This window comes from Polynucleobacter sp. AM-25C3 (assembly GCF_018882335.1).
Taxonomy (GTDB): domain Bacteria; phylum Pseudomonadota; class Gammaproteobacteria; order Burkholderiales; family Burkholderiaceae; genus Polynucleobacter.
Genome location: NZ_JACVOS010000007.1, coordinates 67,680 through 85,916, shown reverse-complemented (window position 1 = coordinate 85,916; position 18,237 = coordinate 67,680). Strand labels below are relative to the sequence as shown.

General features: G+C 47.3%; 11 protein-coding genes. 6 read left to right on the top strand and 5 right to left on the bottom strand.

The window, feature by feature from the left end; all coding sequences use genetic code 11:
- Positions 1–7: 7 nt before the first annotated feature.
- Genes tldD through ICN12_RS06425 form a run of 3 tightly spaced genes read right to left on the bottom strand, consistent with a single transcriptional unit; the run spans position 8 to position 6,531 of the window.
- Positions 8–1,498 (bottom strand): metalloprotease TldD, encoded by a 1,491-nt coding sequence (gene tldD, locus ICN12_RS06435; RefSeq protein ID WP_216862160.1) that lies wholly within the window; start codon positions 1,496–1,498, stop codon positions 8–10.
- A 23-nt stretch (positions 1,499–1,521) separates the two neighbouring features.
- Positions 1,522–2,355: a carbon-nitrogen hydrolase family protein gene (locus tag ICN12_RS06430; RefSeq protein ID WP_216271680.1), complete on the bottom strand. Its 834-nt coding sequence runs from the start codon at positions 2,353–2,355 to the stop codon at positions 1,522–1,524.
- A 6-nt stretch (positions 2,356–2,361) separates the two neighbouring features.
- Positions 2,362–6,531 carry a YhdP family phospholipid transporter gene (locus ICN12_RS06425; RefSeq protein ID WP_216271677.1) on the bottom strand — a complete coding sequence of 1,390 codons (4,170 nt, stop codon included), beginning with the start codon at positions 6,529–6,531 and terminating at the stop codon, positions 2,362–2,364.
- 79 nt (positions 6,532–6,610) lie between these two features.
- Here ICN12_RS06425 and glnE point away from each other — a divergent pair, with 79 nt between their 5' ends.
- Positions 6,611–9,427: a bifunctional [glutamate--ammonia ligase]-adenylyl-L-tyrosine phosphorylase/[glutamate--ammonia-ligase] adenylyltransferase gene (gene glnE, locus ICN12_RS06420; RefSeq protein WP_216271675.1), complete on the top strand. Its 2,817-nt coding sequence runs from the start codon at positions 6,611–6,613 to the stop codon at positions 9,425–9,427.
- Positions 9,428–9,433: 6 nt separating this feature from the next.
- On the opposite strand, the gene recN is transcribed toward glnE, so the two are convergent.
- A complete protein-coding gene (recN, locus tag ICN12_RS06415; protein ID WP_216271674.1) occupies positions 9,434–11,104 on the bottom strand; it encodes a DNA repair protein RecN in 1,671 nt (556 codons plus the stop codon).
- 26 nt (positions 11,105–11,130) lie between these two features.
- Entirely contained in the window at positions 11,131–12,036 is a 906-nt protein-coding gene (locus ICN12_RS06410; protein ID WP_216271672.1) for an NAD kinase, read from the bottom strand.
- A 37-nt stretch (positions 12,037–12,073) separates the two neighbouring features.
- Between ICN12_RS06410 and hrcA the strand changes: the two genes are divergently transcribed.
- From hrcA to dnaJ, 5 genes are all read left to right on the top strand, one after another.
- Positions 12,074–13,096, top strand: coding sequence for a heat-inducible transcriptional repressor HrcA (gene hrcA / locus ICN12_RS06405; protein WP_216271670.1), 1,023 nt, complete (start codon positions 12,074–12,076; stop codon positions 13,094–13,096).
- A gap of 45 nt (positions 13,097–13,141) precedes the next feature.
- The gene (gene hemH, locus ICN12_RS06400; protein ID WP_216271668.1) at positions 13,142–14,236 is read left to right on the top strand and encodes a ferrochelatase; all 1,095 of its coding nucleotides are present in this window, start codon (positions 13,142–13,144) and stop codon (positions 14,234–14,236) included.
- A gap of 82 nt (positions 14,237–14,318) precedes the next feature.
- Entirely contained in the window at positions 14,319–14,879 is a 561-nt protein-coding gene (gene grpE, locus ICN12_RS06395; protein WP_216271666.1) for a nucleotide exchange factor GrpE, read from the top strand.
- A gap of 175 nt (positions 14,880–15,054) precedes the next feature.
- Entirely contained in the window at positions 15,055–16,992 is a 1,938-nt protein-coding gene (gene dnaK / locus ICN12_RS06390) for a molecular chaperone DnaK (protein WP_216271664.1), read from the top strand.
- Positions 16,993–17,091: 99 nt separating this feature from the next.
- Positions 17,092–18,225 (top strand): molecular chaperone DnaJ, encoded by a 1,134-nt coding sequence (gene dnaJ, locus ICN12_RS06385; RefSeq protein ID WP_216271662.1) that lies wholly within the window; start codon positions 17,092–17,094, stop codon positions 18,223–18,225.
- The last annotated feature ends 12 nt before the right edge of the window (positions 18,226–18,237 follow it).

Sequence of the window (18,237 nt, the reverse complement as noted above, 5' to 3'; positions counted from 1 at the left end):
AGCCGTATTAAGCGGTTCCCCCGACAGTCAGGCTATCAATACGTAAAGTGGGCTGTCCAACGCCCACGGGGACGCTTTGACCTTCTTTGCCGCAAACCCCGATGCCACCGTCTAATTTGAGGTCATTTCCGATCATAGAGACCTGTTTTAGGGATTCAGGGCCACTACCAATAATGGTGGCGCCTTTGACGGGATATTGAATTTTGCCGTTCTCTACCCAATAGGCTTCAGAGGCTGAGAACACAAACTTGCCGCTGGTAATGTCGACTTGGCCACCGCCAAAGTTGACCGCATAAAGGCCGCGTTTGATGCTAGCCACGATCTCTTGGGGATCATCTTTACCGGCCAACATATAGGTATTGGTCATGCGAGGCATTGGCAGGGAGGCAAAACTCTCTCGCCGACCATTCCCTGTTAGGGGCATATTCATGAGGCGGGCATTGAGGCTATCTTGGATGTAGCCCTTCAAAATACCATCCTCAATGAGAGTGGTGCACTGGGTGGGGGTGCCTTCGTCATCGATGTTGAGTGAGCCGCGACGACCAGATAGCGTTCCATCATCCACCACGGTGACGCCTTTAGCAGCTACACGTTGTCCAATGCAACCAGCAAATGCGGAAGAGCCCTTGCGATTAAAGTCTCCTTCGAGACCATGACCAACTGCTTCATGAAGTAATACGCCAGGCCAACCTGGACCCATCACTACAGTCATCGGACCTGCTGGAGCCGGGCGAGAGTCCAAATTAATTAGTGCCCCATCGACAGCTTCATCAACATATTGATTAATCAATTCAGTATTGAAATAGTGGTAATCATGGCGGGCGCCACCACCTGAAGATCCGGACTCACGGCGACCATTTTGCTCGGCAATTACATGAACTGAGACTCGCACTAGTGGGCGCACATCAGCAGCCAATAAGCCATCAGCTCGAACCACCAGAACAACATCAAACTCACCGGCTAGGCTGGCCATCACCTGAATGATGCGTGGATCACGTGCTTTGGCGCGACGCTCAATACCTTCAAGTAAGGCAATTTTTTCTTGTGGGGCAAGTGAATCTAAAGGATTTAAGTCTGAGTACAGGCCATTAGAAACGGGAGTAAAGATTTTGCTTGCTATGGCGCGTTTACCGCCTTGAGGGCCAATTACTCGAGTGGATTTTGCAGCCTTATTTAAAGCCTCTAAATTGATTTCATCGGAGTAAGCAAAAGCAGTTTTATCGCCATAAATTGCACGCACACCAACGCCTTGGTCGATGCTAAAGCTTCCAGACTTAACAATACCTTCCTCAAGACTCCAACTCTCACTTCGAGTGTGCTGAAAGTAGAGGTCAGCATCATCAAGTTGATGTGTAAACATATTGCCAAAGGTGCGATGCAAATCCTGCTCGGAGAGGCCTGTTGGCTCAAGGAGAATAGATTTTGCTAGCTTGAGAAGGTCAGCCTGTTTTTTGGGCTTAGTCCAATCACTTGGAAATAATGCTTCTGGTGCTTTCATCTTGTTCTGCTGAACTTTCTTCATTAAAGCTTGCGGTGTTTTAGTGCGGGTAACTTAGAGCGTACCTCTTTTAATTTATCTTTGCTTAGCGTGCCAGTAATAAATCCCTCACCTTCGGCAAGATTGCTTAATATTTCCCCCCAAGGATCAATCAGCATGCTCTCACCCCATGTACGCCGTTGATTAAGGTGAATGCCACCTTGTGCTGAGGATAGTACGTAGCATTGATTTTCTATGGCACGGGCGCGCAGAAGAATTTCCCAATGATCTTTGCCGGTAGTATAGGTAAATGCAGCGGGAATAATATGGCAATCGACTTGGCCAAGCGCCCGATACAGTTCTGGAAAACGCAAGTCATAGCAAATGCTTAAACCAAAGCGCCAATCCATCGAATTAACTTGAATTTCGAATTGGCCTGGCTGGCTGCCTGGTGCAATGGTTTCGGATTCTTCGTAGCGCTCCGTCTCAGTTTGAAAGCCAAACAAATGAATTTTGTCGTATCGAGCAATTTGCTTTCCCTGTGGATTAAATACGAGAGAGCTATTGAGAACTTTGTTGGATTCTTTGGCTTCCAGGGGAATGGAGCCAGCGACTAGATAAATATTATTTTCTTGCGCAATTGCAGCGAGCCGCTCTTGAATTGGGCCAGACCCAGCAGCCTCCCGCACATTTACTTTATCGGCGTCTTTCATTCCCATTAAGCAAAAATATTCTGGCAGCACTACAAGCTGAGATCCACAATCCGAGGCGGATTTAGTCAAGCGCGCAGCCACCTCAAGATTCTCATTGAGCTGAGGTGTTGATACCATTTGTATCGATGCAATTTTGAGTTCCGAAGCATTTGCAAGGGGGTTCATGGCGGCCTAAGCTGGGATTTGGGTGGAGTTATTCTGATTTACTGGCGGGTTAGTAGGAGCAGTGTTCGGCGAACTCGGCTTACTTTGCTCTTTTAAAAGATTCTTTGTTCGAATGGTCTCTAGCGTTTTAGCATCGAGCGGTTGACCTTTTTGATCGAGTGGAATGACTTCAGGACTCTCCCAAGAACCTTGCACTAAATAATCCGTTTGCATAGTGCGATTAATTTGATTTGTAATGAGGTATTGACCTAACACTGCCCCCAAGCCAATGATGGGGTTGATAACAAACGCAGCTAGTGAACCTGCCGTGGCATCAATCGTAGGGAATATGGTGATACGAAGATCCTGAGTTTCTTTGGGGATATTTATTTGTCCTGTCATGGCTACACGAGCTTGATCCAAAATCATTGTGAATTGCTTAGTTTGGGCTATTCCTTGTGCAATCTCAAAATTACTATTAATAGAATTAAAAGGCGTACCTTTAGTCGCTAAGTTTCCTAAACTACCCTTTAAGTCAAAGGTTGCAAATCTAAAGAGACTTTGCAGACTAAGAACATCGAGTAACTTGGCTCCATCTGTATTGACTTCCAGTAGGCGGCCTTTGACGAGATCAAGGCTGACCTCACCAGCAAGTGAGTCATAAGCTGGGGCAAAGAGTGGGCCAGCCCAGGAAAGCGAGGCATTGAGTTTTCCTTCTCCACCCTCTACAGATTTAGAGTTGCTCCAATGGGCAATAATTTGGCCTGCGTCTTTGATATTCATATCCACAACGATAGAGCTCTGATCTGGGGTGCTTGGAGTGCGAGCATTCCATTGGCCTTTGATTATCGAGTTGCCTTGTGGATTATTGATTTGAATAGACTCGACCTGCATGAGGTCCTGACTAGTTTTAGATTTAATCTTTACGGTGCCTAGCTTTGCTTTGGTCCAACTCAAATCATCGATCATTAAATCCAGGCTGGGGATAGTATTTGGACTGACAGGGGTCTTAAGGCTCACCGATTTTAGTGGAGCATTCTCTTTAGAAGGCAAGTCTGTAGGTGTGCGTTGATCTGGCAGTTTCAGGCGCGCAAGTCTTCCGGAAATAAATCCACTAGGATGATCGCTATTACTAGGGTGCCATTGCACATTGCCAACAATTTGGGGTGAATTCAAACGTATTTGCCATGCCTTATTTTTTTCGTGAGAAAGAATACTGACATCGGCCCATTCGCGATCCAGGGCAATCAATTTTTTAACTTGGGCGGAGATTTGTATATCTTCATTTGGAATATCTGACTTATTCGCTTCACTCGCTTTACCCATTGGCTTTCCTGCACCCAAAAACTCTATCCATTGATCGAGGTTGAGTTCGTTGCTGGCTAAGTGCATTCCAAGACCTTGTTGAGGTAAGGGGGCTACAGCTCCAATGCCTAATGCATTTTTTATCTCATTGGCGAAATTGAGGTTGCCTTGAATGAAGTATTGATCCCCCAATTTTCCGGACCAATCTGCGCGCACTGGATTTGATTTGCTGGTGGTGTAAGTTTTTAAACTCAACTCTCCGAGCATTGGCGTTCCCATTAATTTCTTTGCGGGCGCAGGAGCGGAGCTAGCCCAATTGCGTAGATCAAACTTCAAGTTAGCTTGACTTCCTGCTTTATTAAAGTTGATCATGCCTTCGTATTTGGCTGACCCACTCATCGCAGAAAGTAGTGCGGGATGAGTTCGAGATTGTAAATTTCCCGAAATGTAATCTTTGATGAAGCTGGCATTAATATCGCCACCGATACTAAAGCTGGAGTTTCCGGATGAAGATGGTGCGCTCGAAATCTTGAAAGCGCCACCCAAAAAATTTGCAGTCACATCTTCGAACTCGGGATTAGTTTCAGTAATGCGGACTTTGCCCTTCAGATTTTCTAATGGAGGAGCATTCCCCCATTGAGCCTGATTGCCTGGAAGAGTAATTTTTGCATCAAAGTTGACATCGTCACTTCCGGACAGTGGGATTTTTAAGCCAATGTCTAGATTTACTGGACCCTTTAGGGTGAGATTCTTGGCTAGATTTGCTTGCTGAATACCCACGGGTGACGCAAAGAGGTATTCCAGAATCTCTGATCCATCCCCCTCAACTGCGCCATTGATGAGCAAGGTCAGTTGCTTTGCGCTGAGATTGGGAATTTGTGAATTGATATTGGTTAGCAGTACCTTTTTAAAATTTGCTTTATCGATGGCAACATTTAAGGTTGATTGCTTCATATCAATATTGCCGCTGACATTGCTGAATGTCTGCCATATCCCCTGGTTTTTTGGTAATAAAGGGGCTGGTTTAAAGCTTGCCTTAGCAAAAGGCAGATGCAGGCTTAGCTCCCCAACGGTTCCAGCTGGGTAGGGGACTTGATTTGGATCGCCCTTAATGTGCAAAGACCCATTTTGAATATCTCCAGACTCAAAGGCCTTGCTCAAATACAGGCGACTATCCTTATCCATTCCAACCGGCAGATAGCGATGCGCTGTCGCCAATTTGGCTTTGACGAATTCCATATCTAGCACCATTTGATCGGGTTGCTTAGGTCCGCTAAGTAAATAGCTCAGATCTAGATTAGTGGTAATTTCAGAGTTACTTAGTTGTAGTTTCTTGGCGTTGATTAGCCATCCACCTTTTTGCTTGGACCAACTAATTTCACCTTTTGCACGGTCTAATTGAATTTCAGGGGAGGATAAGAAATCACTCATCTCCAACTCAAGATTGTTGGAATCGATTGTGAGGCTCCCTTGCCTCTGATTGCTTACCAAGTTCCCAGATAAATTCGAGGCTGAGGGCATCGATTTATTTATCCTAATGAAGCTAATGCCATTCAGTTTTGCGCTGATAGTGAAATCGAGGCTATTGGCGGAAAACCAATTTCCCGGAATTGGTAAGGCCGATAAAGCGGATTGGCTTTCGGACCAATTGATATCTAAATTCTGCAATTCTCCATCAGCCTCGGAAATCTTGATCCACTGATGAATTTTTTTCGGCAGAGGGAGGTTAAGTGCAAACAGAGCAATATCTTCCACCTGTATTTTTGGCGATGAGAAACCAAACTCTTTAATCTCGGCGCCATCTTTTGGTGGGCGCCAGCGGAAAGTAATGGGACTTAATTTTTCAAGCGGGGCGGTACTAGGGCTGTCGATGTTTCGCCATGCCAAGGTTTTCGTAGTGATGGAGTTGAGGCCGCTATCCGTATCCTGCAATAGATCAGTTTCAAGTCTGCCAAACTCAATGGGATCTTCATCCTTATTAAGTTGCACCTTGAGGCGATCAGCTGTTAAAGACATTTGCCCGCCATCAGCCTTACCGCCATCAAGTTTCAGACTACCTTTAGAGCTGAGCTTTCCACCCAAGTCATGCAGTGGAAGTGAAATATCTTTGGAGATTTGGCTGAGGTTGAAATCAGCAAGATCCCAAGAAAAAGTGCCGACCCAATCACGCCAATCACCCGCTTGCCCGCCAAGGTGATGTACGAAATTTGCCTGCACTGAAATGGGATTTGGGCTCCATGGCGTTATTGCATTTAGTCCGCCTTGATGCCTACGAATGCCATTCGTAAAGTGAAAATCTTTTATTTCTATAGAAGTCTTTAGCTTGCGACCCTGTTGATCTTCCCAGAAGATTTTGGCGTTGTTAATTTGAATGTCATTTTGAGCGAGCAGCCAGCTCTCGGTTGCAAAGTCATTAGACCGGCTTTTAATCGGAACTCCCGCAATGGAGACTGCGCCTTTTGCATCACGTTGCGCATATAACTGAACCTGATTAAAAGTGATCTCGTGAAAATATGGTGATAAGTGATAGAAAGAAAGCCAGCTGAGTTGCCCGCTGATATTTTGAATGAATAAGGGTGGTGTAGATGCAGTTGCGCCATTAAATCGCAAGCCCTCAATCATAAAGCTCGGACGAATTCCAGTCCAGGATACTTGGACATCATCCATCGTGACATTAGTGCCTAAGCGAGCGCTCATTAAGCGTTCTAAGGCGGGCTTTGATTTTTCGATCTGAGGCCATAAAACAAACCGCACCCCAAGATGGCCTATTACAAAAAAAGCCACAGTGACGCCAGCAAGAATGAGGGCACGCTTACGCCAAATACCACCAGGGCCTGGAGGACGTTTTTGAAGCACGCTCTGCAGGCGAGTCCGGATGATGTTTCGAAGCATGGCCTCTATTATCCGTCAGCCATTGGGCGATCTCCAAGCTTCTGCGCGTTTCAGTCTGGAGTCGGATTAAGATGGAGAAATGACCAATTTTCCCGCCCAAATTGAATTTCTAAAGCAGCATTCTAGCTATGCGCAACGCTGGCTGAATTCTCGTCCAGAATGGGCGGATTGGCTCCAGTCTCAGAGCTCTCAAAAAGTCGATGTTGACGGGATTAGGGGTTTATTGAGCGCCTGCCAGGCCGCTCTGGCTGTCCCGGAGCAGGATGAGGCTCAATTTATGGCGGATCTGAGGCTGGCTAGGCAGCGCCTCATGCTCTGGATTGCATTCCGAGATCTGAATGGCATAGCTGATTTAAAAGAGGTCACGCATGCCCTCAGTCATTTTGCTGAGGAGGTAGTTGCCTTATCAATTGCCTACATTCGTGAAGACCTTGGGCAGCGGTTTGGACTTCCTTGGAGCAGGGTTACTGATTCGGAGATGCCATTGATGGTGGTTGGCATGGGTAAATTGGGGGGTCTGGAGCTCAACCTGTCTTCCGATATTGACCTCATTTTTTTATACGAGCACGAAGGGGAGACCCAAGGTGCGCCCAAGAGCTTGTCTTTTCATGAGTGGTTTACTCGTATGGGTAAGCGCCTGATCAAGTTATTGGCAGAGCATGATGCAAATGGCTTTGTATTTCGGGTGGATATGCGCTTAAGACCTAATGGGGATTCTGGCCCATTGGTCTGTAGTCTCGATATGCTCGAAGAGTACCTGTTGGTCCAGGGTAGGGAATGGGAGCGCTATGCCTGGATTAAGGGTAGGTTAATTTCTCCGTTACCTCACTCTCCTGATTTTGCCTATTGCGAGCGTGAGTTAGATCAGCTCATTCGCCCCTTTGTGTATCGACGTCATTTGGATTACGGGGTCATTGCCTCGATTCGAGAGCTGCACGCGCAAATTCAGCACGAAGCAGAGAAGCGTTCGTCAAATCACCATGGCCGATCAAAAGATATTAAGTTGGGTCGTGGCGGCATCCGTGAGATTGAGTTCTTAGCTCAAATGTTTCAATTAATGCGTGGTGGTACAGATCCTCGTTTTCGGATTCGCCCAACCTTGGAAGTATTGGAGTTGGTAAAACAACAAGGCATCTTGCCTGCCGAAGAAGTGGATGCCTTAAAAGCAGCTTATGTTTACTTGAGGCGCTTAGAGCATCGTATTCAGGTATGGGAGGATCAGCAGACGCACTATCTACCTGAGGATGAAGGAGCCCGCAGCCGCTTGGCATCCAGCATGGTTGGCCCTGACCAGATTCAAGAGCAAGCCATTTTCTTGAGTGAACTCGACAAGCATCAAACGGCAGTTGCCCAATACTTTGAAAAGGCATTTGTGCTCGATGATGCTTCGCGTCTGGACAGCGCTTCATTGCCGGCAGGTTGGGAGCCTGATGGCGCACTATTTCCAGAGTCTGCGGCTCGTTGGCTGGCTTGGGCTGATAGTTCCAAGCAAAGGCAGTTGCCCGAGAAAAGTAGATTAATTTTTAATAACCTCATTCGCAAGGCTGCAGATAGCTTGCAAGCAGATCAACTCATTTTAATTAGCGCGGATCTGACTTTACTTCGCTTCTTTGATTTGCTGGAGGCGGTTGCGCGGCGTAGCGCCTATCTATCTATTCTGTCTGAATACCCTCAGGCGCTATCGAATGTGTTGGCTTTGCTTAAGGCATCGCAATGGGGCGCGGAATATTTAACCCGACATCCCCATTTGCTGGATTACTTACTCAACTCACGCATCGAGAAAGCGCTGATTGAGCATCCTGAAGAATATTGGAAAGAGGTTAAGAACACCCTGGAGATGCGTCTGGATGATGTCATGGCAGATGGGGATGGTTCAGAACAAGCAATGGATATTTTGCGTGTTACCCATCACACCGAAACCTTTATTACTTTATTGGCAGATTTAGGAATTGGGGTTGATCATGAACTTTCCGTGGAGAAGGTGAGCGATCATTTATCCGCTTTGGCAGACTTAATATTGCAGGCTACCTTCGAGCGTGTGTGGCCTAGCGTTGTCAAGAAGTTTGGATTACCCGCAGATGCGAGTGCACCGTTTGCGGTGATCTCTTATGGCAAGTTGGGCGGCAAGGAGTTGGGATACGCCTCAGACTTGGATTTGGTGTTTTTATATCAAGCTGAAGAAACTGATTTTGCAGCCCAAGAAATTTACGCCCTTCTGGCAAAGCGCATGATCAATTGGTTGACTACTTACACTTCGGCGGGAAGTTTATTTGAAATCGACACACGCCTTCGCCCGAATGGCTCGGCTGGATTCTTAGTGACGAATGCCGACGCATTTAAAAAGTATCAGTTACGTGAGGGCGATAACGCCGCATGGGTTTGGGAGCATCAGGCTTTGACGCGAGCAAGATTCTCTGCGGGCTCCAAAGCGGTTGGCACATTTTTCGATGATGTGCGTTTTGAGGTCTTGAGTCAAAAGCGTGATATTGATCAGCTACGTCTTGAGATTTTAGAAATGCGTCGCAAAGTGCATGCTGGACATCCAAACCCTAGTGCTGATTTTGATTTAAAGCACGATGCCGGTGGCATGGTCGATATTGAATTTATCGTCCAATTTTTAGTCTTGGCGTTTTCAAATACCTATTCGCAACTCATTGGAAATCTAGGCAATATTGCCTTACTGCGTATTGCGGGGGAGGCGGGCTTAATTCAGGCCTCAATGGCTCAAGAGGTGGGCGATGCCTATCGTCTGCTCCGAGCGCGTCAACATCGCTTGCGTTTGGATGGCGCAGAAAAGACGCGGGTAGATTTGGAGCTTGAGCCTCAACTAGTTCAAGCAAGAGAAGTTGTGCTGGGTTTGTGGCAAGAAATATTTCATGCCCCTTCTGATGTTTGAAAAAACTTAACTCTGCTCCAGCAATTCTCGCGCATGACGACGTGTAGTATCGGTAATCGTAGCTCCACCAAGCATGCGCGCTACCTCCTCCACTCTTTCGGATCTACCTAGTTGCGCAACTTGCGAGAATGTTTTATCGCCCGCTTGAGATTTGCTGACCTTAAAGTGGTGATTGCCTTGTGCAGCCACTTGTGGCAAATGGGTCACGCAAAGAATTTGATGTGACTCACCAAGTTGACGCAATAATTTGCCGACAGTCTCTGCAACAGCGCCACCGATACCGGCATCGACTTCATCAAATATCAGTGTTGGCGTAAATGAGGCTTTGCTGGTGATTACGCTAATAGCTAAGCTGATGCGAGCGAGTTCGCCACCTGATGCTACTTTGGCCAATGAACGCGGGGTACTGCCGGCATGTCCAGCAACCAAAAACTCAATTTGCTCAAGCCCATGAGCGCCACTCTCGGTCAAAGGGAGTAAGGCGATCTCTAGTTGACCACCGGCCATAGATAAGTCTTGCATTGCGGTGGTGACTTGCTTTCCTAAATCTAGCGCTGCTTTACTGCGTTTTTGTGAGAGATGCTTTGCTTGCTTGAGATAAGCCAGCTCTTCTTGTTTGACTTTTTCGCGCAAGGCTTCCATATTTTGAGAGGCCGTCAACGCCTCTAAACGTTCGGTAGTGTCGTGAAGTAATTTTGGTAAGTCATCTGCTTCAGTGCGGTATTTTCTGGCGGCGCCATGCAGTGCTTGCATGCGCTCCTCAACTTCACTAAGACGCCCAGGATCTAAATCAAGTTTTTGTAGATAGCGATTCAGGCTATGCACCGCCTCATCAATCTGAATCTGGGCTGACTCTAAGGCCTGACTGATATCGCTGAGTGCGGAGTCGTGCTCTGCTAATGCGCTCATATTGGTGCTGGCTTTAGACAAGGTTGATTCAACGGAGTTGTCTGCATCACTAAGTGCATCGATTGCCTCTTGGCAACCGCTAATAATTTTTGCGCCATTGGCCAAACGAGCATGTTCGCTCTGGATGGCGGTCCATTCACCCTCTTGCGGTGAGAGCTCAGTGAGCTCCTCTAGCTGCCATTCCAGACGTTCACGCTCACGTTCGATGTCTTGCCCAGCGTTTTCTGCTTGCTCTAAGCGACGGCGAGAATCATTGAGCGCTTTGAATAGTTGTGTAACTTCAACAACTAAGTCCATGTGATTGGCATGGCGATCTAGCAGCTCGCGTTGCGCACCACCTTTAAGCAATAGTTGATGGGCGTGTTGCCCATGAATATCTACCAGCTGATCGCCAGCTTCTCGCAGTTGTGCCAAGGTTGCCACGCTGCCATTGATAAATGCGCGGCTGCGGCCATTGGCTTCTACCATTCTTTTTAGGAGCAGGTTTTGGCCTTCATCTTCCGTCGGGAAACCTTGTTCATCCAGCCAAAGATTGAAGTGCGCAATTTGCTGGGGATCAATGCGAAAGAGGGCGCTAATTTCAGCGCGATTACAGCCTTCACGAATTTGACTGCTATCTGCGCGTTCACCTAAAACCAGACTGAGGGCGTCTAAGAGAATAGATTTACCGGCGCCCGTTTCGCCAGTGAGCACGGTAAAGCCAGAAGAAAAGTCTAGCTCTAGTTGATCAACAATGACAAAGTCGCGAAGCGATAGGGTTTGAAGCATGCCTTAGCGTACCGAATAATTCAACATTAGAATGTCGATGGATACTCATTCCAATGTAACTTCTCTCGCAAGGCTTTGTAGTCACTGTGGCTGCGAGGGTGAAGTAGGGTGATTGTTTTTTTAGATTGACTGACTTCAATAGTGTCGCCTGATTGCAAATTAGTTTGTGATTGCATGTCAAAGTTCACAATCACTTCTCTGCCATCAACTACCTCAATGCTCACCACAATATCTTGGGGCAATACGATCGGGCGGTTAGATAAAGAATGCGGTGCAATCGGTGCCAACAAAATTCCAGCTACTCGCGGATGCAGAATGGGTCCGCCAGCTGCAAGGGCGTAAGCAGTAGAGCCGGTAGGAGTTGACACAATCAATCCATCGGATCGCTGGTTGTACATAAATGAACCGTTAACTCGAACTGCGAGTTCAACCATTCCAGAAATTCCGGAGCGATTCACTACGACATCATTTAAAGCTAGGGCTTGATTAATCTCTTTACCATTGCGAAGTACAACAGCGTCAAGCAAGGTTCGCGTATCCGCTTCATAGTCACCGGCAATAATTTGCGGTAAGACTGTTTGGACGCTCTGAATGGGAATATCGGTCATATAGCCTAGGCGACCCATATTGATGCCGACGAGAGGCACATGACTGCCAGCCAGTTGACGCCCAATTCCAAGCATCGTCCCGTCACCGCCCAAAACTACTGCTAAATCAATGGCCCCTGCAAATTCTTCCACTTTTTTGATGGGATAGGCTGTTAGGCCTAGGTGGGTCGCAGTGGCGCTCTCGACAAAGACTTCACAGCCTAGCTGGGCTAGGAGTAGCGCTAGCTCGCTGATGCGCTCTTGCATGCCATCAGCTTGATATTTGCCGACAAGCGCAACCCGGCTAAATGCCTTTTTGCTGGAATTTGGGGATGGGCTTAACATATAACGATTAAACCATACGCATAAAATCCCTTCCACTATGGATGATCGTTCCCGCGCCTTACTGAAAACCCTCATCGAGCGCTATATCGAGGAGGGGCAGCCTATTGGCTCACGCACCCTATCTAGATTCTCGGGATTGGATCTTTCTGCGGCCACGATTCGCAATGTCATGGCGGATTTAGAGGAAATGGGCCTGGTGACTAGCCCCCACACTTCGGCCGGTCGTATCCCAACCCCTAGGGGCTATCGCTTGTTCGTAGATACGATGGTGACCGTTCGCCCTCTAGAAGAAATAGCTGCCCGCGAGATGGAAAAAGGGCTTTTGCCAGATTCTCCGCAAAGGGTGCTGAACTCCGCTGCGCAAATTCTGTCTAATTTGACCCATTTTGCTGGGGTCGTGATGACGCCAAAGCGGGCTCAAGTGTTTAAGCATATTGAATTTATGCGACTTGGAGAGGGCAAGATCTTGCTCATCATGGTGACCCCTGAAGGGGACGTTCAAAACCGCATCCTGCCAACCACGCAGGATTACACGCCAAGCCAGTTAGTCGAGGCAGGCAATTACATCAATATGCAGTTTGCCGGCAAGAGTTTTGCTGAGGTGCGGGCGCATCTCGCTTCCGATTTGGATAATTTGCGCACTGACATCTCTGGTTTAATGGCCTTAGCGTTGCACAGTGGCGTAAGTGATTACGGCATGGGTCAAGGAGATGTACTCTTATCAGGTGAGCGACGTTTATTGAATGTCGGTGACCTCAGCACCAATCTAGATAAGTTGCGTAAGATGTTCGACATGCTTGAGCAGAAATCAGTCTTGATGCAATTGTTAGATGTCTCAAGCCATGCTGATGGCATTCAGATTTTTATTGGTGGGGAAAGTGATTTGCTGCCATATGAAGATTTGGCGGTGATTAGTGCGCCTTACAGTGTTGATGGCCAAATCGTGGGAACTCTGGGTGTGATTGGGCCAACCCGCATGGCATATGATCGCGTCATCCCGATTGTCGACATTACTTCGAAGTTGTTATCGGGCGCATTGAGTTCTCCAATCAGCTTCTAATAACAATAATATTTTTTAGCTCTCTTTAATTCAGACGGATCCCCCTTGAATCAAAACCCCCACTTACGCCCTTCTAAGACAGCAGTTTTATTGCTGAACTTAGGTACACCTTCTGCACCAACAGCAAAAGCGGTGAGGGTGTACTTAAAAGAATTCTTATCTGATCCTCGCGTAGTTGAGATCCCACGGATTATTTGGTGGTGCATCTTGAACGGGATCATTTTGCCGATCCGCAGTAGCGCCTCTGCAAAAAAATACGCTTCGATTTGGCTGCCAAAATTGGGCTCCCCTCTGATGCATTACTCACGCCTGCAAGCAAAAGAACTAGGTGAGAAATTTGCTCATCACGGTCAAGTGGTACTGGTAGATTTGGCAATGCGCTATGGCCAACCTTCCACCCAGCAAGCCCTTGAAGCCCTTCAGGCGGAAGGCATGGAGCGTCTCTTATTATTGCCACTGTATCCACAGTACTCAGCGACAACTACCGCTTCCAGCTTTGATGAGGTGTTTCGTGTTCTCGGAACGTGGCGCAACCAACCTGAGCTGCGTTTGGTAAAGCACTATCACGACAACCCTGCGTATATTTCCGCGTTGCGTGATCAAGTGCTTAGCGCATGGGATAAAGACGGACGCCCTAATTTTGCCAGTGGCGATCGCCTGGTGATGTCATTTCACGGCTTACCAAAGCGTAATTTAATGAAGGGTGACCCCTACCATTGTGAGTGCTTAAAAACAGGCCGCTTGCTTGGCGAGTCTTTGGGTCTAGAGCCTGGGCAATACTTAGTGACCTTCCAATCTCGCTTTGGAAAAGCGGAATGGCTCAAACCCTACACTGCACCAACAATTGAAAAGCTAGGCAAAGAAGGGTGTCAGCGAGTGGATATTTTTTGCCCTGGCTTTCCGGCGGATTGCTTAGAGACCCTAGAGGAGATTGCTATGGAAGCGCGTGAGATTTTCCTGGAGCATGGTGGAAAAGATTACCGCTATATTCCTTGTCTTAATAGCAATCCAAAATGGATTGAGGCGATGTATGACATTGCCCAAGAGCATTTGTCTGGTTGGAGTTTGGGTGTGGAGTCTGATGCTCAATTGGTTGAGCGCAACCGCTTGGCCGAGTTAGCCAAGGCCAATATTGCTTAAACTCAATCGCACTTGAAATTGCCTTGATTGACCCCATATTGTTCAGAACTAGTGATTCTTAAAGAAAAGTGAATTTGCACCCATGACCCAAGAAAATCAAAACCCGTCTCCTGAGCAAGAAATTCCAGTTGCAGATATTCAGCCCGAAGGTGGCGCTGATGCAGCCCCTGCTGCTGCCGAAGTCAAGACTCCCGAGCAAGAAATTACTGAGTTAAATCAAAAGCTAACAGAGATGCAAGACAGCTACCTTCGCGCGAAGGCTGAAGGTGAGAATATTCGTCGCCGTGCTGCCGAAGATGTTTCTAAGGCACATAAGTTTGCGATTGAGAGTTTTGCCGAGCATCTGGTGCCAGTAACAGATAGCTTGTACGCAGCCCTGAACGCAGAAGCGGTGGATGCTAAAGCCTTCAAAGAAGGTCTAGAAATCACCCTCAAACAGCTACTCTCAGCTTTCGAAAAAGGCCGCATAACTGAGATTAATCCTGCTGTAGGTGAAAAGTTCGACCCTCACCACCATCAAGCAATTGCTTCAGTGCCATCAGACCAAGAGGCAAATACCGTAGTTTCAGTGCTCCAGAGGGGATATTCGATTGCTGATCGCATTCTGCGTCCAGCCTTGGTAACCGTAAGTGCACCCAAATAAGCTATTTCAGGCCCCAAATTAGGGGTTTTTGGCAAAGAAGTGAGATAAAAAAGGCAGATTTCTGCCTTTTTTGCTCTTTTAGCCCTTGAATTCCCTCTTTTTGACCCCATTTATTGAATATCGATTTATTCGCAGTTTTACGAAATTACACATAACTTAATTTTTTGGAGCCATTATGGGAAAGATTATCGGAATTGACTTAGGAACCACGAACTCGTGCGTTTCCGTTGTTGAAAACAATGCACCTAAAGTTGTCGAGAACGCCGAAGGCGGCCGTACAACTCCATCCATCATTGCTTACGTAGAAGATGGCGAAGTATTGGTTGGCGCGCCTGCAAAACGCCAATCCGTTACTAACCCTAAAAACACGATCTACGCGGTAAAGCGTTTAATGGGTCGTAAATTTACTGATGCTGAAGTGCAAAAAGACATTGGTTTGATGCCTTACAAAATTGTTCAAGCGGACAACGGTGATGCATGGGTTGAAGCGCGCGATAAAAAAATGGCGCCACAACAAGTCTCTGCAGAAATCCTGCGCAAAATGAAAAAGACAGCCGAAGATTACCTCGGCGAAGAAGTGACTGAGGCAGTGATTACTGTTCCTGCTTACTTTAACGATAGCCAACGCCAAGCAACTAAAGATGCAGGTCGTATCGCTGGTTTGGACGTGAAGCGCATCATCAATGAGCCAACTGCAGCAGCATTGGCATTTGGCCTCGACAAACAAGACAAAGTGGATCGCAAGATTGCTGTGTATGACTTAGGCGGCGGTACATTTGACGTATCCATTATTGAGATTGCTAACGTGGATGGTGAGAAGCAGTTTGAAGTGCTTTCCACTAACGGCGATACATTCTTAGGTGGTGAAGACTTTGACCAACGCATCATTGATTGGATCATCGCTGAGTTCAAGAAAGAGCAAGGCGTTGATTTGAGTAAAGACGTATTGGCCTTGCAGCGTTTGAAAGACGCTGCTGAAAAAGCCAAGATCGAATTGTCATCTGCGCAACAAACTGAAATCAATTTGCCATACGTGACTGCTGATGCAAGCGGTCCTAAGCATTTGAACTTGAAGCTCACTCGCGCTAAGTTAGAGTCTTTGGTAGAGGAATTGATCAACCGTACGGCTGGTCCTTGCTTAACTGCAATTAAAGATGCTGGTGTGAATCCTGCTGAAATCGATGATGTGATCTTAGTTGGTGGCCAAACCCGTATGCCTGCTGTTCAGGACAAGGTAAAAGAGATTTTCGGTAAAGAGCCACGCAAAGACGTAAACCCAGACGAAGCCGTTGCTGTTGGTGCTGCGATTCAGGGTTCTGTCTTGTCAGGTGATCGTAAAGACGTATTGCTCTTGGACGTAACTCCATTGTCATTGGGTATCGAAACCTTGGGCGGCGTGATGACCAAGATGATTCCAAAGAATACGACTATTCCTACTAAGCATTCACAGGTGTATTCCACAGCGGAAGACAACCAGCCTGCGGTGACGATTAAGTGTTTCCAGGGTGAGCGTGAAATGGCGGTTGCTAACAAATTGCTCGGCGAGTTTAATTTGGAAGGTATTGCTCCAGCACAGCGCGGTATGCCGCAAATTGAAGTGACCTTTGATATTGATGCCAACGGTATTTTGCACGTGACTGCAAAAGACAAAACCACTGGCAAAGAGAACAAAATCACCATCAAGGCAAACTCTGGTCTGACCGAAGAAGAAATTCTGCGCATGGTGAAAGATGCTGAAGCGAATGCCGATGAAGATAAAAAAGCATTGGAATTGGTAACCGCACGCAATACTGCTGATGCTTTAGCTCACTCAACCAAGAAAGCCTTAGAAGAGCATGGCGCTTCTTTAGAAGCATCCGAGAAGGAAGCGATTGAAGCTGCCTTAAAAGGACTGGATGAAGCAATCAAAGGTAGCGATAAAGCTGCCATTGAAGCAAAGACCGAAGCTTTGGGTAAAGCAAGTCAGAAGTTAGGCGAAAAAGCCATGGCCGCTGAACAGGCTAAGGCTGGTGGCGGTGCTGCTCCTGGCGCAGCTCCTGGTGGAGCACAAGCTGCTGCGCCGGATGCTGACGTAGTGGATGCTGATTTCAAAGAAGTGGATGACAAGAAGTAATCCCGGATATTGAAAGCCATTTAACGTAGTTTAGAAGTACTTAAATAACAAGTCGGCCTCGTGCCGACTTGTGTCATTCAGGTTGTTGAGAGGAATTTTGTGCCTAAAAGTAAACGCGATTATTACGAAGTGCTTGGTGTTGCGAAAGGTGCCAGCGATGAAGAGCTAAAAAAAGCTTATCGGAAGATGGCCATGAAGCATCACCCCGATCGCAACCCCGATAGCAAAACAGCAGAAGCCCAATTTAAAGAAGTTAAAGAAGCTTACGAAACATTAACCGATCCCAATAAACGCGCTGCTTATGATCAATATGGTCATGCGGGCGTTGATCAGTCTAGTGGTTTTGGCGGCGGCGGTTTCGGTGGCAGCGGTGGTTTTGCGGACGCATTCGGTGATATCTTCGGCGATATCTTCGGTCAAGGCGGCGGACGACAGTCAGGGCCGCAAGTCTATAAAGGCGCTGATTTACGTTACAACATGGAGATCACTCTCGAGCAAGCGGCCGAGGGTTACACCACTCAAATTCGGGTGCCAAGCTGGAGTAATTGCAAACCATGTCATGGCACTGGCGCAGAGCCTGGTAGCAAGGCTGAGAGATGTACGACTTGCGATGGCCACGGCCAAGTCCGGGTACAGCAAGGATTCTTCTCGATGCAGCAAACTTGCCCTAAGTGTCGCGGCACGGGCGAGTACATTCCTAAGCCATGCAAAACTTGCCATGGCAGTGGTAAACATAAAGAACAAAAAACACTGGAAATCAAAATTCCTGCGGGTATTGATGATGGCATGCGTGTCCGCTCAGTCGGTAACGGTGAACCAGGGGTGAATGGCGGACCATCCGGCGATCTCTATGTAGAAGTCAGAGTTAAACCCCATAAGGTATTTGAGCGTGATGGTAGTGATTTGCATGTACAAATGCCCATTTCCTTTACAGCCGCAACGATTGGCGGGGATATTGAAGTGCCAACCCTTTCGGGGCGCGTAGAGTTCCCGATTCCTGAAGGTACGCAGACTGGTAAAACATTCCGTTTGCGCAATAAAGGTATTAAAGGTTTGCGCTCCACCTTGGTTGGTGATTTGTTTGTTCACGTAGCGGTAGAAACACCAGTCAAGTTGACTGATGAGCAGAAAAAATTACTGCAGAAATTTGATGACAGCCTTAAATCGGGCGGGGATAAACACAATCCCCATCAAAAGGGATGGTTTGATGGGGTAAAAAGTTTTTTTAGTTAACTAGTAGTTCAA